This window comes from Streptomyces sp. NPDC018947 (assembly GCF_044390505.1).
In the GTDB taxonomy this organism is placed as follows: Bacteria; Actinomycetota; Actinomycetes; order Streptomycetales; family Streptomycetaceae; genus Streptomyces.
In genome coordinates, this window is the sequence record NZ_JBIRZD010000003.1 from 491,478 (window position 1) to 515,006 (window position 23,529).

Consider the following 23,529-nt stretch of genomic DNA (forward strand, 5'->3'; position numbering starts at 1 on the left):
AGGTGCGAGCGGTGCCGAAGGTGGCGGTGGTCGTCGCCCGTGGCTCGTCGTCGGCGTGGCCGCGGGTGTGCTGGTCCTGTCGGGCGTCGTGGTCGCGTCGGGCTGGCTCCTCGGCGCACTGGACGACGACACCGGACCCGGTGACCGCCTGGGCGAGGAGGCGGCGGACGTGCGGTGGGCCGAGGGGATCACACCGGAGTGGATGAGCGAGCAGCTGGACCTCGGCATCCCGGCCACGGCCCGGTCCCCGCAGGCCGCCTACAAGGTCACCTCCCGCTTCGACACGGGCCTTCTCACCTTCACCCTGACCAGGTCGGAGGCGGATGCCTATCTGAAGCAGCACCCGCCGGAGAAGAAGTGGCTGGAACCGACCTCCGCACAGACCGACGCCGCCCCCCATGACTTCGCGCACTTCGGGCTTCCGGAACCCGAGACGCTCAAGGACGGCATGCGCTACGGCTACGTCTGTCCCGGCTCCCCCAAGGCCACGGAGGAACAGGACATCTCCGAGATGTATGGCTTGTCCGACAAGCATTGCGTCAGCGTGTATGTGCACGAGTACACGCCGCAGCGCACCCGCATCTACATCCGCGACCACTTCGAGCCCGGCGTCAGCCCTCTTCCCACGCCGTCTTCGCCGACGTCAAAGGGGTGAGGGCGTACCGGCCACATCACGCCCGTACACCACACCGTCGGCACCGGGACAGTCACCCTGCGTACCGTCCGCGGTGCTCCCCGCGGTAGGGCGACTCGGTCACCCTCGGTGAGGTGAACCAGGAAACCGTCACCGCACCCGGTGAACCGATCGTCGTCACGGGCCGCTTCCGCGTCCTGTTCCCCACCACGGCGCGTGGCGTGCACACTGCACGCCACGCCGCCGAGCGCTGGCTCGCCGCACAGCAGGAGCGGTCGGAGACCCGCACCGGCGACGACAGCGGGGCCACGGTGTCCCTCCTCATCGCGGAACTGACCGCGAACGCCGCCCGACACGGCCGGGTGCGGGGCCGGAACGCGCGCCTCGCCCTCACTCTGTCGTCCGCCACCCTCCGGATCGAGGTCACCGACGCGCGGGGCGACCGTCTGCCCGTACCCGCGGCCCCGGACACCGATGCGGGCGACGAGTCCGCCGGGGCCTGCTCCTCGTCGCCACGCTCGCGGACGCCTGGGGTTGCGAGCCGCACCATCCTGGCGGGAAGACGGTCTGGGCCGAATGTCTGCGGCGCGAATGCGCGGCAGGGGGCGCGTGAAGGTAACTGTGCATCCGTCGGCGGATGGAAGCCCTGATCAAGCTCGGTGTGTCAGATCCGGAGCTCGCGGCGACCCTCGCGCGCGTCCTCGGTGTGGTGGCGTCCGAAGCCGCACGCACGCCACGCTTCGCCCGGGTGCTGGGCAAGGCCCTCATCCCTCCCGAGCCGCGGGCCGTACCCCAGCCGGCCGAACGCCCGAGGCGGAGCCGGCGAGCTCCGGGAGTGATCGAGCCGTTCGCGGTGTTCGCCGAGTCCGGCGAGGCGGGACTCCGTTCGCGCCTGAGTGAACTCGACCTGGAACAGCTGCGGGACATCATCTCGGAACACGGAATGGACCACGACCGGCTGGCGATGAAGTGGAAGGACCCCCGGCGTGTCATCGACCGCATCGTGGAGCGCGTCGAATCGCGGACCGCGAAGGGAGCCGCCTTCCGAGGACGGTCGGAGCAGTCCACGACGCCGCACGACGAGGCCGGCGATCCGAAGGCCGAGGACCCTCCTGCGTGAAGTGAAGGAGAGTGAAGCCTTCCCTCAAGCCTCATCAAGGCACGCACACCACAAGGTGTACGCGCGGTCCATCTCGTCCAGCGCGGCGCGGGTGAACCGGGTGTCGGTGAAGGAGCGGTCGACGACCTTCCCCGCGAGGGAGACGAGGTGGGCGGCGACGCGCTCCACGCGTTCCCGGCGGATCCGGTCCTGAACCCGCTCGAGCCGCTCCTGACGCTCCCACAGGTCGGCGAGGCTGCTGCCGGGTTCCTCCTCGTCGTCGTAGACCGAGGGCACCCGGGGCAGAAGGTCGGAGGTGAGGGCGGGGACGGGATCGAGGGACTCGGGATCGTCCCCGTCATCGTTGCCGAGGATGCGGTTGGCGACCGTGCGCACCGCTTCGGACCGCTCGACGCGCGCCGCCTGGGCGCGCAGAGCGCTCAGCAGGACGGGAATCTCCCCCCGCGCCCGCCGACCCAGGCCGTCCTCCAACGCCGCCTCGATCTGCTCACCGAGGTCGGAGACCTCGTCCAGAACGGCGTTCGCCCGCTCGACCTCCTCGAACGCGCGCTGAACCGTACGGGCGGCCTCGAAAAGGAGGAGGACGTCCTCGGAGCTCGGCATAAAGCCGGGCCGGAGCCGTGCCATCACTTCGTCCAGCGGATCACCGGGCGGACCGAAGGGATCGGCCGACAGCTCCAGAGCCATGCTCCACTCCCGTACTCAGGTGCCCACGCGATGTGCGGCATCGTGCGTGACGATCATCATGCCTTTCGTAAACTCAGTCAACAGCAGTACCGTGGGTCGACGCCGACGAGGGTGGGGAGCATGCCGCAGATCGCGATCACCAACACGTTCTGGGAGGGCGTCGACCGGCTGGACCGGCCGGCCCGCGCCCGCGTCCACAAGGCGATGGCCAAATTCCAGCAGCTGACGGTCGCGCAGCTGCACGCGGACAAGGGGCTGCACCTGGAGTCGGTGGTCAGCTCCCGCGATCCCCGGATGCGCACGATACGTGTCGACGACGGACTGCGGATCGTACTGCTCGCGCCCGACGACGGTAGTGACCTCTTCGTCTTCGTGCACGTCGTCAGCCACGACAAGGCCTACTCCTGGGCCAAGCGGCGGCTCTACACGGTCAACAGCGTCACCCGCTGCCTGGAGGTGCGCGACCTGACCGCGATGGAGCAGATCACGCCGCTCTTCGCGCAGGAGGCCGCCGCCGCACCCCAACTCCTGTTCGCCCCTTGGTCGGACACCGTGCTGCGGCACCTTGGCGTCGACGACGTCACGCTGCGCGCCGCCCGCACCGTCACCAGCAAGGCGCAGTTGGAGGCGTTCGGCTCGCTGATGCCGGAGGACCAGTTCGAGGCGCTGTGGCTGCTCGCCGACGGCCTCGACCCGAACGACATCTACCGCGAGCTGGTCGCCGTGCGGCAGAAGGAACCCGCGGCCGCGGACGACAGAGCCGGGGACGACCTGGCCGCCGCTGTCACCCGCACCAGGAGCCGGATCGCGCTCGTCACCGGAGCCGACGAACTCGCCGACGTCCTGGCCAAACCCTTCGCGGCCTGGCGGATCTTCCTCCACCCCACCCAGCGGCGCATCGCCTACCGGCCCGCCTACGCCGGCCCGGCCCAGATCACCGGCGGACCGGGCACCGGCAAGACGGTCGTCGCCCTGCACCGCGTCAAGCACCTGCTGGACCGGGCCCCGGACACGCGGATCCTCCTCACCACCTACACCAACGCCCTGGCCCGTTCCCTGCACAGCAGTCTCGCGCTGCTGCTCGACCAAGACGAGGAACTGCTCACCCGCGTCGACGTCACCACCGTGGACGCCGTCGCCCACCGCACCGTGCGCCAGTTGCGGGGCAACCCCGGCGGCGCGCTCGGCGACAAGGACGAGCGGACCCGCTGGCAGCGTCTGCTCCGCCGGCTCGACCTGCCCTGGAACGAGGCGTTCCTGTCACAGGAGTACCGGCATGTGGTCCTCGCCCAGAACCTGCGCAGTGAGGAGGAGTACCTCGCGTGCGAGCGGCGCGGACGCGGCAGCGCGCTCGGGCGGGCCCAGCGGCGACGGATCTGGCAGGCCGTCACCCTCTTCGAGGAGGAGCTGGCGCGCACCCGGTCGCACACCTGGCTCCAGGTCTGCGCCGAGGCGGCCCGGCTGCTGCGGGACAAACCCGATGCGGGACCGTCGTACGACCACGTCGTCGTCGACGAGGCACAGGATCTGCACCCGGCGCAGTGGCGGCTGCTGCGCGCGCTGGTTCCGGAAGGCCCCGACGACCTGTTCGTCACCGGCGACCCCCACCAGCGGATCTACGACGCCCGGGTCTCCCTGCGCTCCCTCGGTATCGCCGTCGCGGGCCGCAGCGGAAGACTCCGCGTCAACTACCGTTCCACTGAGGAGATCCTGCGCTGGTCTCGCTCCCTCCTCGACAACGAACCCGTCGCCGACCTGACCGGTGACGGCCACGACACCCTCACCGGCTACCGCTCCCTGCTGCACGGCGCCCACCCGGTGTGCGAGGGACACGGGTCGGAGAACGAGGAAGCCGACGCCGTCGTCCGGCAGGTGCGCAACTGGACGGACGCCGGAGTCGCCCCGTCGGACATCGCGGTCTGCGCCCGCTTCAACACCCTGACGGGCAGGCTCGCCGACCGGCTCACCGCGGCCGGTATTCCTGTGGTCCGGGTGCGCGACGGCGAACCCGACAGCGCGGTCGGGGTACGGGTGTCGACCCTGCACAGCATGAAGGGACTGGAGTACCGGTGCGTCGCCGTCGCCGGGGCCACCGCGAGCGCCTTCCCGTTCCCTCCGGCCGTCACCCCCGCCGACGTTGACCGCCTCCAGAACGCCACCGACCTGGCAGCCGAACGCTGCCTCCTCTTCGTGGCCTGCACCCGGGCCCGGGAGGCGCTGTACGTGTCGTACAGCGGGCGGCCCAGCGAATTTCTGCCGAGGTGACGGTGCGACGCGGAATTCGAGGCGATTCAGCGCGGGTTGCCGTGATACTTGCCGAGCTCGACCCGGTGACGCCGAGGCGTGGCCGCGATCTCACGGCCTTCGTGCAGAACCCGGAACCACCTTTCTTTCAGCAGGACGGTGACGATCTTCCCGGAGAACTCCGCGAGGGTGCCGATCGTCTGCCCGTCCACCCTGATCTGACCCATGAAGTTGACTTTTCGGTGCGTATGAGGAGGGTCGGAGCAGAGCGCGGATGGACATGCCAGCATGTCGGCCGACGGTGGCGAAGCCTTGGCGGGGGCAGTCGGAAAGCGGAACCGGGCTGTTGCGGGCTTGGGCGTCGGAGGGGCGGCGGATACGGCCTTCGGACGCAGTGTTCGTATCGTCAGGGCTGTCAGGTCCAGGCGACTGTCCGGGGACAGCACGATACTGAAGCGCGGACCAGGCGTTTTCTGGGCCGGTACGGCGGGGAACAGCCCCACGGTGGTTGGTGCCTCGCTCGGAGTCGGTGCGGGTGTCGGATGGTTCGGCCGGAACGGTGCCACCGGACCGCCGACCGGGATACCGAACAAGTCCGTCACGGAGGCGGGGAGCGCGACCCCCTCCTGCGCGGCCCGGCTCAGTACTTCGACGAGCGCGTCCTTGTCCGCGCCGATCAGCAGTCGCCGCAGGGCAACCAGCGTCAGGGCCCGTTCCGGACCCGCCGCCGTCAGAAGTTTGGCGTACAGCGCGGCCGACGCTCCGGCCTTGACGTCTGGCGTCATCGACGTGCCCCCCATGTGCTGAACAGCAGTGCAACGAACCCTCTCGTATTGGACCACTCGCTACTGACAACGTGACAGCCGGAGCCGCACGCGGAGCCCGTGTGGCTTTGACGTGAAGGAATGGTAAAAAGGTAAACATTAGCCGGTCCGGACTGCAAGGAAGTACGGCTCGGTCGGGGAGGGAAACGTGCTGGTGGATCCCGCGCAGCTGCTGGACGACTGCGAGCGGGCATGGCGCGAGGCGGGGGAGCCGTCGGCCGTCGGCCCCGTCGAATCCGTCGTGTGGCGGACCACGCTTGTCCTGGATGCGCTGGTGGCTTACGCGCTGTTCGCCCAGCGGTCCGGTCTGCCGCGGGCAACCGTGTTCGCACGCTGGCCGGCCTGCACGGTCCACGCCGTGGCACTCGGCGCGTGGAGCGAAGTCCCCGATCTCGCACAACTGTTGTCCGAAGCGCGGGAGCGTGTCATCGAGGCCCGTCCCGAACTGGGCCGCCGTCGCGCCGCCCCAAAAGCAGCGACGACCACCGAGGTCTGGATCACGGCCGCCCAGGAGGCGGCTCGTTCGCTGGGCTGGACCTGGCGTCCGCCGGCCACTGCGGACCTGCCGGGCGCCCTTCCGCCCGTTCCCGTCACCCAGGGCGCCACGGTCCCTCCGGAACTCCGCCTCGGCCCCGGCGCCGGCAGCGTCCTGTTGATCCTGCCCGGCGGTCCGGACGCGGCCACCTGGCAGCTGGCGGCCGACGGCGAGTCGTTCGCCGCGTCATCGCCGCACTGGGTCCTGCCCGGCCCTGTACGCCGCGTCGAGGCCACCGACCCGGCCGGCACCGTCCACGCGTCGGCCGTCGTCGACCCGGACACCGTCCTGCTGGCCTTCGCCGCCGACGGCCACTGCATCCCCCTCGACGAGCCGCTGCCCGCCACCGATATCCACCTGCTGCACGTGGGCACCCTGGAGACGGAGGGCGCGCAGGCCGCGGTTGTGGAACTGCCCACCCCGTACGGCTGGAGCGGCTGGACCCTGAGCCAGGTGTCCCTGGCCGGCGTGACCCGGCTCCGTACCTCCGAAGCCGCGCCGGGCAGGTGGCTGGAGGTGGCCGTCGGGCGGTCGTTCGGCTGGGAAGGGGGTGCGACGCTGCCCTGGCTCACCGATGAGGACGGAGCACCGGTGTGGAACCGGCCGCCCGCGCTCCGGCTCCGGCGCCGGCCGGGGGAGCCGGAGGCACAGCACTGGCAGGTGGAAGTGCGCCGCCCCGGCCACGAGGCGATCCTGGCCTGCCGCACCGGCGCGCCCGGTGCCCTCCTCGACCCCTGGGAACACGTTCCCGGCCCACTGCTCGGCCCGTACGAGATCCTCGTCCACCGCCCCGGGCGGCGGCGGGGCCAGCGCCGTCTCACCGCTTTCCTGGCCGAAGGCGTCGAGGCCGCGCCTTCGGCCGAATGGCGCCTGTTGGCCCCGCAGGGCGGACTGGTGCCGACGCGACTGGACCTCCGTGCCGGTGGGCCGGTCACCGTCTCCCGGAGCGCGGTCGAGTTCGCCCCGTACGAGATCACCAGGGACCTCGTCCTGCGCGACGGTACGCGCGGGTTCCAGGTCCAGGCGCTCGTCCCGTACTCCGAGGTCCGCCTGGAACTCGACGGCAGTCCTCTTCCCTGGTCGATCCGGCCGCTCGACATCGACGCGGCCGATCTGGCGCGGGACAGCGCCCTGACCGTGCGCCTGCCCGAGCAGGCGGTGGCCGTGATCCCCGAACTGGTGCTTGTCGTCGAGGGAACGACCCTGGTCAGCCTGCAGCCGGAACGGCGCACCCGGACCCGCAAGGGCGACCTGCGCTACTCCCTGGCCGCCCTGACGGACACCGTCCGCGACTGCGCCAAGGCCGAACTGCGGCTGCTGGTCGCGGGGCAGGACGTTCACGTCGGCACCGTCCGCACCCAGCCCATCGCGGAGGGGGCCGTACCGGACGGCACCGGACTGCTGCTGCGCGGGCTGCGCCACCCCGGTGAGCTGACCGCCCGGCTCTACCAGGTCCTCGCCCCGTGGCGGCAGCCGCTGAGCGTGCCGGTCGACGACAGCGGTCGTGTCCCGCTGCCCGCCGCCTGGCGGTCGGCCGGCCCGCTCGTCGTCAGCCTGCATGCCGGGACCCACATGGCCGACGCCGCACCGGCCTGGCCCAGCCTGCGTGACCGCGACACCCTGGTGCTGCGTCGTTCCCCCTGGACGTCCTCGGTCGTCGACGGCACCGCCGCGGCCCGGACCACGGAGTACCTGGGCGGGCGCGGAGCACTGCCGCGCGGCACCGACGCCGTTCCGTACCAGTGGATCGTGGCCGCCCGCGGCCGGGACCTGCAGGCGTGCGGGGCGAAGGAGAGCGCACCGGCAGAGTGCCTGCAGGCACTGGGGGACGCCGGGCCGGACGCCCTCCTGGGAGCGGCCGACAGCTCCCTGCGCTCCGGCGAGCTGGCCGCCGCGCTGGTGGGCAGCGGCCTGGCCGCGCTGCGCATCCGGGAGGTGACAGATCCGGCCGCCGTACGCCCCGTCTGGCGGCGAGCACCCCTGTGCGCGCTGCTGCTCACGGCGCCGCTGCTGCCGTACCTGTCCGGCGACCCGGCCTACGGGATCGACGAGTTGTATCCGGAGGAGAAGGAACTCCTTGACGAGGTGGGACAGTTCCTGGGAAGTGCCGGTACGGCGATCCTGTCCGGGCAGGGCGACCTCAGCTGCACGGTCGGCCGGTTCGACGCGCACGCCCGAGCCCTGAGCGAGCTTCCCGAGATCCAGCAGCAGGCCGTGTGGCGCACGGCGGGTGTCGTACCGCGCGGACTCCTGGACACCGACACCCGGGCCGCAGCCGCCTGGCAGGCGTTCCGCGACCGGCGCACCCTTCAGTACTACGCCGAGCGTGAGGAGTGCGGGGAATGGCTGACGGCCGTCGAGAACTTCCTCGGCGACGGACACCCCCTCCTGGTCACGGCGTTCCGTGACCGGGGGCCGGGTCCGCTGCGCGGCCCCGGTGAAGCGTGGATGCGGGTGCCCCAGTTCTCGCTGGGATGCGCGCTGATCGCCCGACTCGCTGCCGCGGGAAACCCTCGGGCCGTCAAACTGGAGCGAGGGCTGCGGTCGCTGTGGGCGTCCGTGGCCGCCCACGCGCCCGACCTCACCGCCGTCGACCTGGCCCTCGCGGAGTTCCTGGTCACCGCAGAGACCGTGCAGGCCAACGGCTGAGCCCGGCCGGAAACAGTCGTACCGGCCTTCAGTCTTCGGCCATCGTCCCCGTCACACCCGTCCCGCCCGCCGCAGACCCGGAGTCAGCCCGTGCACAGCCTCGACCCGCTCGCCACGTCCACGTTGATCAGCGACACCTACCGCCGCTATCTGCGGTCGCTGCTGCCCCTGCGGGAACCCCGTCTGGCCGAGGCCCTCGCCCAGGCCATCGACACCAGTCCGCTGCTCACCAAGGGCCCTCTGCTGGAGGCCACCCCCGCCTACGCGCCGGGCGCCACCCTGAACGAACTCATCGGCGAAGGGGTACTGGACCCGGCGTTCCGGCAGCTCACGGGACCCGCCCTGCCCGCCGACCGCCCCCTGTACCGGCACCAGGAGCACACTGCGCAAGGCCGCTGCCGGACGCAACCTGGTCGTCGCCACCGGCACGGGTTCCGGCAAGACCGAGAGCTTCCTGCTGCCCATCCTCAACGCGCTCGCCGCCGAACACGCCCGCGGCACCCTCGGCCCCGGCGTCCGTGCTCTCCTGCTGTACCCCATGAACGCTCTGGCCAACGACCAGATGAAGCGCCTGCGCCGCCTGCTGGCCGCAGCCCCCCACATCACCTTCGGCCGCTACACGGGTGACACCAAGGACGACCCGCGCAGGGCCGCCGACACCTTCGAGCAGCTCAACCCCGGCGAACCACGCCTGCCCAACGAACTGCTCAGCCGCCGCGAGATGCGCGCCGCCCCGCCCCACCTCCTGCTCACCAACTACGCCATGCTGGAGTACCTGCTGCTCCGCCCCCAGGACATGGACCTCTTCGAAGGAGACCACGCGGGCGGCTGGAAGTTCATCGTTGTCGACGAGGCCCACGTCTACGACGGGGCACGCGGCGCCGAACTGGCCATGCTGCTGCGTCGGCTGAAGGACCGAGTGGGCCAAGGGCGCGACATTCAGGCCATCGCCACCAGCGCCACCGTCGGCGCGGAGGAGAACCCCGCCGCCGTCACCGCCTTCGCCCAGGCTCTCTTCGACGTCCCCTTCCACTGGGACGCCGACGACCCCGCTCTACAGGACCTCGTCACCGCGACACGAGTGGCCACACCCGACGGCCCTCACTGGGGACCGCTGCCGACCACCGAGTACCTGCGCCTGGCCACCACGGCCGACCCCGGCCCCGAGATTGTCTCGGCCGCGCGCATGCACGGGCTGCCCGCCGACACCACCCCGGCCGCCGCCCTCGCCGCCGAAGCCGGCACCGCCGCCCTGCGCCGAGCCCTCGCCGAGGGGCCCCGACCCGTACGTGACATCGCGCAGGCCGTCTTCCCCGGCGATCCGGTGGGACCGGCCGCCGTCACCGCGCTCATCCAGCTCGCGAGTCAAGTGACGGACACCGACGGTGCCCCCGTTCTCTCCGCCCGTTACCACCTCTTCGCACGGGCCACCGAAGGCGCGTTCACCTGCCTCGCCCCGGACGGACCCCACCTCGACCTGGCCCGCCACGAGGTCTGCCCGCACTGTGCACGGCCCTCCTTCGAGCTGGGCGCCTGCCGTCGCTGCGGTGCCGTGCACCTGCACGGCACCGCGGACGGCCCTGGGGCACGAACCCGCCTGGTCCACCGCAAGTCCCCCGACAAACCGCACACTTGGCTGCTCCTGGGCGGGGCAGACTCGGGCGCCGGCGTCGACGAGGACGACGAAACCCTCGGCGAGAGCACCAAGGGCGGACTCAGCGAACGCAGGCTGTGCACCCGTTGCGCCACCGTGCACCCCGTCGGAACGGCGGCCTGCACGGCGGACGACTGCGAGGGGACCGAACTGCGCCGCGTCCACCAGCTCGACACCCGCGAGGGAACCCCGGCCTCCTGCCTCTCCTGCGGCGCCCGCGGCCACGGCATGATCCGTCTCTTCGAGACGGGCAACGAGGCCGCCGCCTCTGTCCTCGGCACCGCCCTCTACCAGGCGCTGCCCCCGGCGACCGACGGACCCGCCGCTGTGCTGCCCGGACGCGGTCGCAAGCTGCTGTTCTTCAGCGACAGCCGCCAGGCTGCCGCCTACTTCGCCCCCTACCTCGAGGACTCCTACACCCGTATCCAGCACCGGCGCCTGATGACCCAGGCCGTTCTGAAGGGCTGCCCCGACCTCGACGAGCCGTTGCACATCGACGACCTCGTCGCCCACACCATCCGAGCCGCCGACCGTGCCGGAGTCTTCCGCCGCAACGACTCGCGCCAGGCCAAGCAGCGCGAGGTGGCCCTGTGGGTGATGCAGGAAGTGCTCAGCGTCGACGACCGCCAGTCGCTCGAAGGCCTCGGCCTGCTCCGGGTCGACCTCGACCGTGAGCCCTTCTGGCAGCCGCCCGCCGCACTCACCTCCCTCGGCCTGACCGACGACGAGGCCTGGTGGCTGGTGCAGGAGTTGCTGCGCACCATGCGCAACCAGGGTGCGCTCACCATGCCCGAGGACGTCGACGCGGGCGACGAGGCGTTCGCCCCGCGTCGCGGGCCCGTCTGGGTCCGCTCCAAGGGGTCCGACGCCAAGCGCAAGGTGATCAGCTGGCTGCCCAGTGCCGCGGGCGTCTCCAACCGGCGCGTCGACTACCTGGAGCGGGTGCTCGACGCCCTCGGACACCGAAGCGACCGGCATGGGACCGCCCTGGAGATCCTGGGCCGGCTGTGGACCGACCTCACCACCGGCCACCTCATCGACTGGATGAAGGGGGAGAACCAGTCCGGCATCGGCGCGGTCCGCCGGCTCGACCACGCCTGGCTGCGTCTGCGGCCCGTCACCGAGGACAGCGAGCCGCTGTACGCCTGCGACCGTTGTCGCCGTGTCGTCGCCGTGTCCGTACGCGGAGTGTGCCCCACCCTGCGCTGCACCGGCCGCCTCGAGGAGTACAAGCCGACCACCGAGACGGACGGCCACCTCCGCCGCCTCTACCGCACCTTCGACCCCGTTCCGCTGCGCGCCCAGGAACACACGGCCCAGTGGACCGGTGAGAAGGCGGCGGAGATCCAGGGCGAGTTCGTCCGCGGGCAGGTCAACGCCCTTTCCTGCTCCACCACCTTCGAGCTCGGCGTCGACGTGGGCGAACTGCAGGCCGTTGTCCTGCGTAACATGCCGCCCTCCACCGCCAACTACGTCCAGCGGGCCGGACGCGCCGGCCGCCGCGCGGACTCCGCCGCGCTCGTCCTCACCTACGCCCAGCGACGCCCCCACGACCTCGCACGGTTCGCGGAACCCCAGCGGATGATCGCCGGAGAGGTCCGGGCCCCGATCGTCCCCATCGACAACGTCCGCATCGACCGCCGCCACGCCCACTCGATCGCCCTCGCCGCGTTCTTCCGCGCCATGAAGGAGGAACGGGGCCGCATCTGGCGCACGGCGGGCGAGTTCTTCCTACCCGACGACACCACTGGCGAGACCGCGGCCCACCTCGTGCGCGACTGGCTCACGCCCGTACCGCAGAGCGTGGCGGCCTCGATCCGCCGGGTGCTTCCCGCAAGCGTCCAGGACGAGATCGACGTGGAGTCGGGCTCCTGGGTCGGTGAACTGGACCGGTTGCTGCGGGCGGCGGGACAGGTCCTCGACCAGGACGTCACCGCCTACAGCGAACGACGCGACCAGGCGGTGGCCGCCCGCAAGTACCGGCTGGCGGACATGTACGAGAAGGTCATCCGCAACCTGACGCACCGTGACCTCCTCGGTGTCCTGGCCAACCGCAACGTCCTGCCCAAGTACGGCTTCCCCGTGGACACCGTCGAACTGCGCATCCCGCAGGACAGCGGCGCCGTATCCGGTCAGCTCGAACTCACCCGTGATCTCAGTGCCGCCGTCCACGAGTACGCGCCAGGAGCCGAGATCGTGGCGGGCGGCCGTCTGTGGGCATCCGCGGGCGTCTACCGCCTGCCCGACCGTGAACTGGTCAGCCGTTACTACACCGTGTGCGGTACCTGCGGCCGTTACGGTGAGGCCACCAAGCCCGTGGATCCCACCTGTACCGCCTGCGGGACACTGTCCACTTCCGCACCGCGCCGCTACGTTGAGCCGGTCTACGGTTTCGTGGCCGCGCGCGGACCCCAGCGCAACCCGGGACAGACACCGCCGCGCCGCTCCTGGTACGGCGACGTCCACATGTCCACCGACACCGCGGACGTCCACGAGGGAACCACCGTCTTCACCTCCGGACACACCACGACCTGGTCGGCGGGTGCCCGGGGCGAGATGGTCGTCGTCTCGGAGGGACCGGGTGGCGCCGGGTACGAGATCTGCGACTGGTGCGGTTGGGGCCGTCCGCACGCGCGAGCGGCGTCCCGGGGCGCGGCGCACCCTCATCTGCTGAAGGACGCGCAGTGCACCGGTCCGCTCCGGGTCGTCTCCCTCGCGCATCGGTACCAGACGGACTTTCTCCAGATCCACCTCGACCCGCTCACCGCCCTCAGCGCGACGCAGGAAACCCTGCGTTCCGGTCTCTACGCCCTGCTGGAAGGCGCGGCCACCCACCTGGAGATCAGCCGGGACGACATCGACGGCACGGTCCACACAGGAGTCGACGGCATGCCCTCGCTGCTGCTCTTCGACACCACACCCGGCGGGGCAGGAAACGTGCTCCGGATCGGCGGGCACCTCGAACCGGTCGTCGAGGCCGCACTCGCACGCGTGGGCGGATGCGAGTGCGGATCGGAGAGTAGCTGCTACGCATGCCTGCGCACCTTCCGCAACGAGCGCTTCCGCGAGTTGCTGAGTCGCGGTGAAGCCGTCGTACTGCTGGATGCCCTGGCTGGCAGAAGCATGAGCTGAAGGGTAGGCAGGCGCCTGCCTGCGCCCTCTTCTGGTGAACGGAACCGAGTGAGTGGAGCGGTCCGCTCCTGGCCCGATCATCCATCATGAAGTCAGCAACGGGTCAGCATGAGTCCTGGAACACCTGGCGACAGCTGACCGGACATGCGAATGGTTGTACGCTACGGAGACCGCCCTTGACCTGCATGAAGCAGGCAGGGAGCAGACAAATCGGGAGTTCTTCCGTGTTTCGTACCATGTTCAAGTCCAAGATCTAGCGTTTGGGTGTTTCCGCAGGTCAGTGCCCTGATTGGCGCCTCCAGGTCAGCAAATGGTCAGCATCAGGCCGGACGGTGTCCGGCTTGCTGACCTGCACCTACGGCAGGGGCTTCCTGCGCCGCCCATCGCCCTGCTTGGCTTAGGCGAGTTCCTTCTCGGTCGCGACATGCTCGGTCCGGTCCCGTTCCTGGAGGACGAGGAACCCCAGTGAGAGGGCGTGCAGAGCCTGTCTGTCCCGCCGGACAGGAGTGTCCTTCGGAGTCGGTGGTGGTGATCAGTGCCTGGATGAGCCGGAGGGCACGTCTTTGGACGGGCTTGGTCCGCCGAGGTCTCCAGGACCGCGATGGCGCAGGCGACCGCGAGGATCGCGGCGAAGCCGTCCACCAGGCAGTACGCGGTGAAGTCGGCGGCCGCGAGCAGGAAGTTGACGGTGAGCACCCGGCCCGCGCCGAGCCGGTCCGCGAGCCGGCCGATGGGCACGGTGCAGACCAGACCGCAGAGCCCGGCGACCGACAGGGCGAGGCCCATGCGCTGGGCGGGGATGCCGAGGGTCCGGGTGAAGAACACGGCGCTGGAGGTGAGGAACACCCCGAGCCCCAGGGACTGGATGAGCGTGAGGACGCCGAGTCTGCGCGCGTTCCCGGCGGCCGGAAGGGTCTCCCGGAACCAGGCGCGCAGCACGGCGCCGTGACGGCGTACCTCAGCCATACGGCTCAGCTCCCTCGGCCCGCTCGGTCCGCATCCCGTACACCTCCATCGTGGTGTGCACGGCGGCGCGCACCGCGGCGGCGCTCCGCCCCGGAACCGGAAGATCCCGCAGCCCTCGTCGTAACTGCCGGGCCCGGTCATGATCTGGCCGATCGCGGGCAGTTCCTCGTGGTACTCGTCGCCGGAGCGGTTGAGGACGACGTACAGCCGGGGGGTGCCGGTCGGTCACGCGTCCGCTCCCGGTCGCAGTGCGTCGGGCAGGCAGGCGTCCAGATCGGCGGCGCTTACCCGGCCGAAGCCGGGCGCGGGCCGGTCCCGGAGGGCCGGGGTCCTGGCGAGGAAGCGGTGAGATGGTGCCACCGTGGCGCAGCCGCGTCAGGACCTGCTCGGCGTCGGTCGGCAGCGGCTGCGGCCGCGCGGCGCACTACTTAATCCTGTTGCCGGCTGAACGGAGCGGATGGCCGCAGCGGTCGTGGAGGCGTGAGCACGCGGCCTACCGGCTGTTGTCCCCTTGGCGGTCACCAGCCGTCGAACAACGATGCCCAGCCTTGGACGAAGGGCGACATCGGATACACGAGGCGTGCCCGTCATTCATTGTTAACGGCGTCAACAAATACAGCGTTGATAGCATCATGAACCCTGTGTACGGTTGCCCGTATGACGGACACTCCCGCCCCGCAGGCCGGTCCGCTGGTCACCGGATCTGAGATCGCCAGGCTGGCGGGCGTCACCCGCGCCGCCGTCTCGAACTGGCGGCGGCGTTATGAGGACTTCCCCACGCCGAACGGCGGGGGCGTCAACAGTCCGTTGTTCGACCTGGCGGAGGTGTGGGCCTGGCTGGACAAGCAGCGCAAGGGACAGGAAGTGTCTGTGGAAGTGCAGCTGTGGCAGGCGCTGCGCGGGGTCTACGGCGACGACATGCTCGTCGGGCTCGTTCACGTCGCCCGCCTCCTTGCCGAGGAGGAGGTGCCCGGGGAACTTCCGGCGGACATCGTGCGGCTCGTGCGGAATCTGGCCGAGAGCGATGGTGCGGCAGAGGCGGTGAGCATCCTCGCGGAGCGCTTCACCGAATTTGTTCGCCGTGCCGGATCGGACCGGGTCACCTCGTCGCGGGTCGTCCGTGCCGTACGCCACTTCGCCGGTGCGGTGGCGCCTGACGCGACCCTCTTTGACCCGGCCTGCGGAATCGGCACTCTCCTGCTCGCCATCGGTCCGCAGCGAGGCCCGAGGCGCTGCGGGCAGGATTCCGACGCCCGCAGTGCCGTGTTCGCGCAACTGAGGGCCGATCTCACCGGGCACACGGGTGTAGACGTCGTCAGCGGGGACTCACTGCGTGACGACCGGTGGACGAGCCTCAAGGCCGACCTCGTCGTCTGTGATCCCCCGGTTGCAGCATCCGACTGGGGGCGCGAGGATCTGCTGCTCGACTCGCGCTGGGAGTTCGGCACCCCTTCCCGTGCCGAAGGCGAACTCGCCTGGCTGCAGCACGCCTATGCGCACACCGCACCCGGCGGTCGCGTTCTCATGGTCCTGCCCGCCTCGGTCGCCTATCGCAAGGCGGGCCGCCGTATCCGTGCCGAGCTCGTACGCCGGGGCGTCCTCACCCAGATCGTCGCCCTGCCGTCCGGCACGGCGGCCTCGCACGCGCTTCCCGTCCATCTCTGGCAGCTGCGTCGCCCACGCACCCCGGGGGATGCCGTCACCAGTGTCCGCATGGTCGATCTGACGGCCGTCGACCCGGACGGTGCACTGGAACCGGACCCCGACCAGATGGTGGAAGTTCCCCTGATCGACTTGCTCGACGACACTGTGGACCTCACGCCCGGCCGTCATGTCGAGGATTCCCATCGCGACTACGCGGCTGAGTATCAGGCTTTGCGAAGGCAGCTGACCGAGCAGGCGAGGCTGCTGGCGGAGTTGCTGCCGGCGTTGGCCGAAGGCGCCGGCCCCAGCTCTCTTGACGGACCTACCGTCAGCGTCGCCGACCTCGCGCGCGCAGGGCTCGTCGAGTACGGCGATCCGGAACCGGTCTCGATCAGCGACCAGCTCGACACCGACTACCTCCAGGGCTTCCTGCGCAGCGTGGCCAACACCCGGCGCTCCACGAGCACCAGCGGCACCTTCCGCCTCGACGGCAAGGGCGCCCGCATCCCGCAGATGGACATCACCGAACAGCGGCGGTACGGGGCGGCGTTCCGTGCGCTTCAGGAGTTCGAGGAGCGAGCGCGGAGGGTCGCCGAGCTGAGCCGGGATGCGGCGACCCTGGCAAGGGACGGTCTCGGCAACGGCGCGCTCGCCCCGGAGAGCTGACGGGGAGCGTCACATCGCCGGCCCGGTCACGCCCCTGTGGTCACGGCACGAACGAACTGGCCGAACCACTCCACGTCACTGCCAACGCCTCCCGCGCCCGTGTGCACGCCACGAACAGCAGGCACCGCTCCCGCAGTAGGTCCGACTCGTGCTGCAGCGCGTCCACGGAGGCCGACGTCACCTCGCGGGCGAACGGCATCGCGCTCGCCGTCACTCCAAGGACGGCGACGCAGCGGAACTCCAGTCCCTTCATCGCATGCATGGTGGCGAGCCGGACCCCGTCCGTGCCGGGCCCCGGGTTGTCCCTGACCCTATTGAATTCCGGAAAATCGCAATTGTGTACGTGGGGTCGATCGCGGGTGGCCCGGGAGCCCGGGAGGGGGTGAGGTCCTGCCGTACACGACACGCGGGGCTTCAGGGATCCGACGCGTGAGGAAGTCGTCGACGTGGCCCCTGGGAAACGGCGATGCTCTGAGTAGTACGTGGTGGGGCGGGCGTACGGTCACGGCTCGCCGCCGCCGACAGTTCAGGGCGCGGCTTGACGCCGTGACGGTGTCCGCATCAGGTGTGTCGGGCGGATCGAACTGTCGGGGCATCGCAATGCGTACAACGACGTTCCCCTGCCTCAGCCGACCCGACAGACTGGGCCGACACAACGACGGAGGTGCACGGGTGGCACGTCGGACATGTGACGGTTGGGTCCGCGGTCTCAAAGGGGAGACGCTCTGCTTCACCGGTAAGGTCGTGGTGGACGGCAAGTGGTTGGTGCGTTCGGAATGTGTCCGAATGGCCGGCCGGCGCGGCGCGACGTCGAAAACGGACTTCTCCGGCGCGATCAGCCTCGTGGTCCACGGCGATCTCACCGGCAAGCAGGTGTCCGACGCCCGGAGGGACTACAGCGACACCTTGGTGGGCGCCGAGCGTGAGCGGGCGTCGGGTCATCACGTGCACGTCGTGGACGGAGTCGGTTTCGGTGACCTGATTCATGGTTTTCCCGCGCCCTGCCTGGAGTTACGGCGCCCTCCGCGAGGAAGCGCCCTGGAAGTGGTACCGCCGCGGACCGACCGCGACGTGCTCGGTGCGCCCCTTCAGCTCCGCAAGGTCGGCCGCCACGGGGTCCGGGAGCTGGCCGTCGACCTCAGTTCCCTCGACGAAGCGACCGCGGCCCATGAGAGAACCGTCGGTGCGCTCATCAAGCATCTGGCGCGGCAGAAGATCGAAGTCCACACTTTCGCGAGAAACAGCCCGCAATTCGACGCGGGTTGGGCGACCGGGAAGGAGATCTTCGTCGCCGAGGTGAAAAGCCTGACCGGGACGAGCCAGGACCAGCAGATCCGCCTGGGCATCGGCCAGGTGCTCGATTACGCCCATCAGCTTCGGTCCGTGCTCTCCGGCCGGTCGATACAGCCGGTCCTCGTGCTGGAGAAGAAACCCGCGGACAACAGGTGGGGCTCACTCGCCAAAGCGGTCGGTATCAAGTTGATCTGGGCACCGGAGTTCCGTGGCATCTGAGGCCCCCATCACCGGTGGCTTTCCCACCGTCCGACCGAGCAGCTGAGCCCTCCTCCTTCGGCCGTCGTAGGTGAGGACGATGACTGCCGGGGCTGTGTGTGACACGTCGAGCGGCGCACGATGGTCAGGGCAATACGGAGCCGATCCGCTCCGCTGCCTGCGCAGGCGTTGTACGGGTGTCGACGCCGAGGACGTGGATGGCGCCCAATGGGCCGTCAGGGCCGCGCACGTGGAGGGTTCGCTGCGCGTGACCGCCCGGCTGGGGATGGACGATGACGGCCACCGGGGCGTCGCCGGACCCGTAGCCGCTGCTGTAGGTGAGGAGCTGGTGGACGTCCGCCGCGCTCACGCCATGGCGGTCGTAGCGCTTGTACTTGGCGTCCACGGGCAGCACCGTGCGGTGTGCCGTGTCGCGCCCTGGAAGGCTGAGCAGGAGATCGGGCCGGAACGTCGAGGCGTTGCCCAGGTCCCCGCGAATGGTGATGCCGGCGCCGCTCCCGCCGGGCACGGCGTGGCCGCCGTGCGGGACGACAGCCTCGGTGCCGAGACGGCGGACGACGGCTTCCCAGAGCGCGGGCATGGCGAGCAGGAGGCCGTCCGCCGTGGTGCCGTGGTCGGTGAGCAGATCGGTCACCCCTCCGCCGCGCAACAGCAGACGGGCCCAGGTGTGGGCGGGGCGGTAGCGGGCGTTGAGACGGGTGTAATGGGTGCGGTCCAGAGCGCGGAGCGCCGCGGCCGGGGTCGGGGCCTGGGGGAAGGCGCCGGCGATGCCGTGCAGGGCGCGCGCCAGTTCGGGGCTGGAGGTCAGGCCGAGCGCCGACCTCAGTGCGCTGCCCAGAACGCGGTTGTCCCAGATGTCCGCCTCCCGGTCGAAGGTGCGCACGTGCAGCTGGTCGAGTTGCCCGTAGCGGCGGGTGGCTTGGGCGGCGACGTCCAGGCGTCCCCGGAGTACCGGTTCGACACTCCGGCGGCGTACGTAGTCCCGGCGCAGTCCCTCCCGCACCAGCCGCTCGCACTGTTCGAGCAGGGCGGCGGCGACCAGGTCGGCGTAACCGTCGGGGCCGGTGGCCCACCGCCTGGCCGTCGCCGGGACGGGCGTGCCCAGAGCGTAGGCGAGCCAGCTCATGAGCTGCTCTCCCGGAATGGCGAACTTGGGTTGGACGACCACGCGGACACGGTCCAGAACCAGGACCCCTACGGTCGCGTCGGTCTTGAGCCGCCACCCGGTGCGTTCCCTGGTCAGGGTGAGGCAGCCCCGTGCCTGGAGGGCGTGCAGGCGGTCGACGTCCCGGGGAGTGAGCTGACCGGCCTCCAGCGGGACGGACTCGTACTCGCCGAGCCGGACCGGGGTGCGGTCAGGCATCCGGGCCGGGAACGCCGCTGGTGAACTCGGTCGCCAGCGCGTCCGTCAAGTCCTGCGGGGGCATGTGGAGCGGACGCCCGGTGTCGGCGTCGACCAGTCTGCCGAGGATGCTGTGCAGCAGTTCCGCCCGGCCGAGGCAGTAGTCCTCCAGGAGCGGGATGATCTCGTGATGGAAGGCCGCGGCCAGATCCTCCTCGGTGGCGATGGGCTCACCGTCGCGCAGCAGGTACGCGTGCCCGATCTGGTGGTCGGCGTCGAGATGGCGGGCGATGCGGCTGTTGAGGGACTCGAAGAAGGCGGCCAGGTCCAACGGGCCGACGGTTCCGGAGACGGCGTCGGGGTCCGGGCCCACCGGCAGGAAGGCGAAACGGCGGCGGACCGCGGCGTCCAGGTGGCTGATGCTCCGGTCGGCAGTGTTCATGGTGCCGACGATCCGGACGTTCGGCGGCACGGAGAAGCGTCGCTTGCTGACGGGCAGGGCGACCGGCAGGTTCCGCTTGTCGAGTTCGAGGAGCGTGATCAACTCGCCGAAGATCCGTGGCAGGTCACCCCGGTTGATCTCGTCGACGACCAGCAGGAACGTCTGGTCGGGATGGGCGGCGGCGCGGCCGCACAGGTCGTGGAACAGGCCATCTGCGAGGGCCAGGGTGAGTCCCGGGCCGGTGGCGCTCAGGTCCGGTTTGAAGCCCTCGACGAAGTCCTCATAGCCGTAGGAGGGATGGAAGGTGACCACGCGGACACGGTCCCCGTGCAGCATCTCGGCCTGCGCCTCGGCACGTTGACCGGCGTCGGCACCGAGCACGTCTGCGCGGCCGTCCAGGGCGAGGGCGGCGCCGAGCGCGAGCCGGGTCTTGCCCGTACCGGGTGGGCCGTGGAGAATCACCTGGCCCTTGCGCTCCAGCGCATCCAGTACGGCCTGTACGTCCTCGGGCAGAGCGATCGACGCGGCCGCCTGCGCCGGGTCCACACCCGGTGCGGAGTCCGAGCCGGCGTCGCGGGCGGCGAGCCTGGCGAAGAGGCTGGGGTCGACCTTGGCGAAGGTGGACCGCCACCCGTGCTGGGGCTTCGGCAGTTTCTGCGCGTGGGAAGGGTCCCAGACCACCGGGACGACGTGGTGGAACTCCGCCCGGTCGGGGTCGTAGCGGTAACTTCCGTCGACCCTGCCGGTGGCCAGGACCTCGTCCATCCCGCGGTTCGCGACGATCCGGTCTCCCGCCTCCAGGTCGCGGAAGGCCAGCAGTCTCCGGGCGAGGGTGAGGCTGCCGCCACTGCTGCGCGGCCAGTGTGCGTCCAGGGCCTGCTGCAGTTCCGTGTCGCTCTGGTACTGGCCGAGATCGCCGAGCTCGTCCCACCCGACGCAGATGAACCCGCCATCGCGGCATTCGTCCCACAGTCGGCCGCGCTCACCGGGAGCGACCTTCCAGATGGTGCGTTGCCGTGGATTGAAGTACTTGTACAGGAAGCGCATCACCTCCTGTCCCGTCCAGCCCTCGAACTCCTCAAGGCCTCGGACGAGTTCACGCAGTTGACGGTTCGTGCGCGCGGCGGGGACGCCGGCCTGCGCCTCGCCGCCGAGCAGCGTGACGAACGTCCGCATGTGCTCGGTCGCGTAGACCGGCAGGAAGTGCTGCGGGAAGTAGGTTGCCAGGGACTTCGTTACCAACGTCGGCCCGCACCGCAGCACTTCGAGGTCGTCCAGGGCCTCGAAGTCACCTGCCCCGACGGCTTCGAAGGCCCGGACGAACTGTCCGCGCAGTTCCGTCCAGGCGTCCTGCGGGTCCATTCCGCGCAGGGGCGCGGCCAGCCGCCATTCGCCGGAGTTGTGGTGGTACATGATGTGCTTCGCGGCACTGCCGCCCTTGATGCTGCCCAGGTGCGGAGTGCCGAACTCCATGAGCCGGCAGTACGTCGGCCCCGACCCGGGCGGCGTGCCCTGCCCGAGGGCGTAGCGCTCCAGCGGCAACTCCGCCCACTCCTCCAACGGAAACTGGGACAGCACCTGCTTGCGCTCGTCCTCGGCAGCCGTCTCGACGTCCGCCAGGCCGGTCCGGTCGAACTCGGCCGCCGCCGTGCGCACATCCACCCCGTTCGTCATGGGGGCCATGATGCCGGACCGCGAGACGGCGTTACCAGATCCGATCCGTGCGGAAGGTCAGGCCGGGGGTGTTGAAGATCCTGTCGGCCCGGGCCGGGCTGTGACACGACCGTCGCGGGCAGGACAGCTACCAGGGCTCCAGCCCTCGCTCGGCCGGTTGCGTGTGGGGCAAGAGGGCTTCCCGAGCACGTGAGTTCAGGGCCATCAACTTGTCCGCCGCGCGGTCGACGAAGAACACGAACGCCTTGGCGGTGTCGGCGAAGGCCGCTGCGGGGCGGCTGATACCGGCTGTCGTGATCACGATGAGCCGCTTGGGTGCGTCCTCACCGGCCGCCGCGGCCAGCCCGTTCAGCCGCTGCACCTCGGAAGTGGACAGGTTCTTCGCCCGGTCGTGCCACTCGATGTGGAACGTGTCGGACCGGATGGGGCTTTCGGCATCGCCTTCTTCGACGTCGCCGAAGCCGAACGCCGTTAACTGATCGAGAACCACGTCGGCGATGTGCCGAGGGCTGGGGGAGCGTCGTGATGTGCGCTGCGCGGGTCCTTCGACGAGCTGACCGAGATCGACGCCGACGTCTGCCGGTGACTCGGGCAGGGCGGTTTCGTCCGCGAAGAGGGACTCCTGCCACTCCGACCGCCGCTCGACGGGAACCGGTTCCCCGCGTCCGATTGGCTCGCCCTGCACCTCCACGTCCCAGGCCTTCAGACCCTTGACGAGCACGTCGGCGATGTCCGCCACCGAGGCGTCCGCGCGGGGCACCCCCGGTCCGGGCCGCGTGCTGCGCCACAGGTTCCAGCCCAGATCGACGCGGCCCCACGCCCCGCATTCCGCGAGGTACACATCCACCAGCCAGCCGAGGGCCGGCTTCAGCGAGACGCGGACGAACGCGTCGGGGAACTCTGCCTCCACGAAGCTGCCGTCGCGTCCGCTCACGATGTCGAGTTTCGGCGAGTGGCGGGGGCCGTACGGGAAGTAGCCGTTCCCAGCCGCCACGCGTCGCACTCGCACACCCCGGGCGTCCAGGAGATCGGCCAGCTCGGTCATGTCGGACGGCTCGCCCTCGTTCCAGCGCCACGGCGAGGGAACCGGTACGTCGGCGAGGTGCGCCGATGCCACGGCGTGCACGGCGTCGACGAGCACCTCGTCGGGCGTGTCCAGCGGCCAGACGGACGGCTCACTGTTCAGTACCGGGTCCATCACCGCCCAGACGATCGTGTACCCCATACGTACTTGCGCCAGGACGACCGAGCGTCGGCCGGACAACGTGACCTTGACGTGCATCGGGTGGTTCGCGTCGTCGAAGATCACCCGGTCGGCCAGCTCGGGATGACGGTCGCACAGAGCCTGTTCCAGGCTCTTGAAGTGCAGGTGTCTGCCAAAGGCGGCGACCATGTCGCCGGGCGGGAAAGGCAAGGGGGCACACTCCTGTCGAGTAGTGGCTGGCGTGACCGGGGATGCTGTGATCCGTTGACGGAGGTTAGGTCGACCTGACGCCGTCACTCAAAGCCTTTGGCTGCCTTCAACGGCATTGGCCGCCGGATTGGCCGGATACCGCCTTCGGCTGCTCGCCGTTCTGGTCGATCTCCGCCCAGACCGTCTTGCCGGAGGGCGGGCGGGGCTCCGTGCCCCAGCGGTCGGCCAGTGCGTCGACCACGAGGAGGCCGCGGCCCGACTCATCGTCCGGGCTCTGCTCCGGGGGGGGGGGGGGGGGGGGGGGGGGGCCCCGGGGGGGCCCCCCCCCCCGGGGGGCGGGCCCCGAGGGGGGGGGTGCCGCCCCCGGCGGCCGGGCGCCACCCCCCAAGG

General features: G+C 70.5%; 13 protein-coding genes and 2 pseudogenes. 8 read left to right on the forward strand and 7 right to left on the reverse strand.

Going from position 1 to position 23,529, the window contains the following annotated elements; all coding sequences use genetic code 11:
• Nucleotides 1–55 precede the first annotated feature (55 nt).
• The 3 genes and pseudogenes from ACH499_RS10165 (at nt 56) to ACH499_RS10175 (ending at nt 1,754) form a co-directional block, all read left to right on the forward strand.
• Nucleotides 56–655, forward strand: coding sequence for a hypothetical protein (locus ACH499_RS10165; protein WP_399014701.1), 600 nt, complete (start codon nt 56–58; stop codon nt 653–655).
• 113 nt (nt 656–768) lie between these two features.
• Nucleotides 769–1,247: pseudogene (locus tag ACH499_RS10170) on the forward strand (ATP-binding protein).
• A 24-nt stretch (nt 1,248–1,271) separates the two neighbouring features.
• Entirely contained in the window at nt 1,272–1,754 is a 483-nt protein-coding gene (locus ACH499_RS10175; RefSeq protein ID WP_399014703.1) for a hypothetical protein, read from the forward strand.
• A 24-nt stretch (nt 1,755–1,778) separates the two neighbouring features.
• Here ACH499_RS10175 and ACH499_RS10180 read toward each other — a convergent pair whose 3' ends face one another.
• A complete protein-coding gene (locus tag ACH499_RS10180; RefSeq protein ID WP_399014706.1) occupies nt 1,779–2,441 on the reverse strand; it encodes a hypothetical protein in 663 nt (220 codons plus the stop codon).
• 120 nt (nt 2,442–2,561) lie between these two features.
• Between ACH499_RS10180 and ACH499_RS10185 the strand changes: the two genes are divergently transcribed.
• Nucleotides 2,562–4,706 carry a UvrD-helicase domain-containing protein gene (locus ACH499_RS10185; protein WP_399014707.1) on the forward strand — a complete coding sequence of 715 codons (2,145 nt, stop codon included), beginning with the start codon at nt 2,562–2,564 and terminating at the stop codon, nt 4,704–4,706.
• A 26-nt stretch (nt 4,707–4,732) separates the two neighbouring features.
• On the opposite strand, the gene ACH499_RS10190 is transcribed toward ACH499_RS10185, so the two are convergent.
• Complete coding sequence (locus tag ACH499_RS10190) at nt 4,733–5,470, reverse strand: hypothetical protein (RefSeq protein ID WP_399014709.1); 738 nt, start codon at nt 5,468–5,470, stop codon at nt 4,733–4,735.
• Between the two features lie 187 nt (nt 5,471–5,657).
• Between ACH499_RS10190 and ACH499_RS10195 the strand changes: the two genes are divergently transcribed.
• The gene (locus tag ACH499_RS10195; RefSeq protein ID WP_399014711.1) at nt 5,658–8,693 is read left to right on the forward strand and encodes a hypothetical protein; all 3,036 of its coding nucleotides are present in this window, start codon (nt 5,658–5,660) and stop codon (nt 8,691–8,693) included.
• 409 nt (nt 8,694–9,102) lie between these two features.
• Complete coding sequence (locus tag ACH499_RS10200; protein WP_399014766.1) at nt 9,103–13,479, forward strand: DEAD/DEAH box helicase; 4,377 nt, start codon at nt 9,103–9,105, stop codon at nt 13,477–13,479.
• A 303-nt stretch (nt 13,480–13,782) separates the two neighbouring features.
• Here the strand turns inward: ACH499_RS10200 and ACH499_RS10205 are convergent, their stop codons facing one another.
• Nucleotides 13,783–14,445 (reverse strand): hypothetical protein, encoded by a 663-nt coding sequence (locus ACH499_RS10205; protein WP_399014714.1) that lies wholly within the window; start codon nt 14,443–14,445, stop codon nt 13,783–13,785.
• Between the two features lie 657 nt (nt 14,446–15,102).
• Between ACH499_RS10205 and ACH499_RS10210 the strand changes: the two genes are divergently transcribed.
• Nucleotides 15,103–16,755, forward strand: a complete 1,653-nt coding sequence (locus ACH499_RS10210) for an N-6 DNA methylase (RefSeq protein WP_399014716.1) — start codon at nt 15,103–15,105, stop codon at nt 16,753–16,755.
• A 40-nt stretch (nt 16,756–16,795) separates the two neighbouring features.
• Here ACH499_RS10210 and ACH499_RS10215 read toward each other — a convergent pair.
• Nucleotides 16,796–17,068: pseudogene (locus ACH499_RS10215) on the reverse strand (3'-5' exonuclease); the annotation flags it as partial.
• A 431-nt stretch (nt 17,069–17,499) separates the two neighbouring features.
• On the opposite strand from ACH499_RS10215, the gene ACH499_RS10220 reads away from it, so the two are divergent.
• Nucleotides 17,500–18,267: a hypothetical protein gene (locus tag ACH499_RS10220; protein ID WP_307016535.1), complete on the forward strand. Its 768-nt coding sequence runs from the start codon at nt 17,500–17,502 to the stop codon at nt 18,265–18,267.
• Between the two features lie 124 nt (nt 18,268–18,391).
• Here the strand turns inward: ACH499_RS10220 and ACH499_RS10225 are convergent, their stop codons facing one another.
• The 3 genes from ACH499_RS10225 to ACH499_RS10235 form a co-directional block, all read right to left on the reverse strand.
• The gene (locus tag ACH499_RS10225; RefSeq protein ID WP_399014718.1) at nt 18,392–19,630 is read right to left on the reverse strand and encodes an McrC family protein; all 1,239 of its coding nucleotides are present in this window, start codon (nt 19,628–19,630) and stop codon (nt 18,392–18,394) included.
• Entirely contained in the window at nt 19,623–21,725 is a 2,103-nt protein-coding gene (locus tag ACH499_RS10230; protein WP_399014720.1) for an McrB family protein, read from the reverse strand. Before ACH499_RS10230 ends, ACH499_RS10225 begins: the two co-directional genes overlap by 8 nt.
• Nucleotides 21,726–21,852: 127 nt before the next feature.
• Nucleotides 21,853–23,139 carry a hypothetical protein gene (locus ACH499_RS10235; RefSeq protein ID WP_399014722.1) on the reverse strand — a complete coding sequence of 429 codons (1,287 nt, stop codon included), beginning with the start codon at nt 23,137–23,139 and terminating at the stop codon, nt 21,853–21,855.
• Between the last annotated feature and the right edge of the window lie 390 nt (nt 23,140–23,529).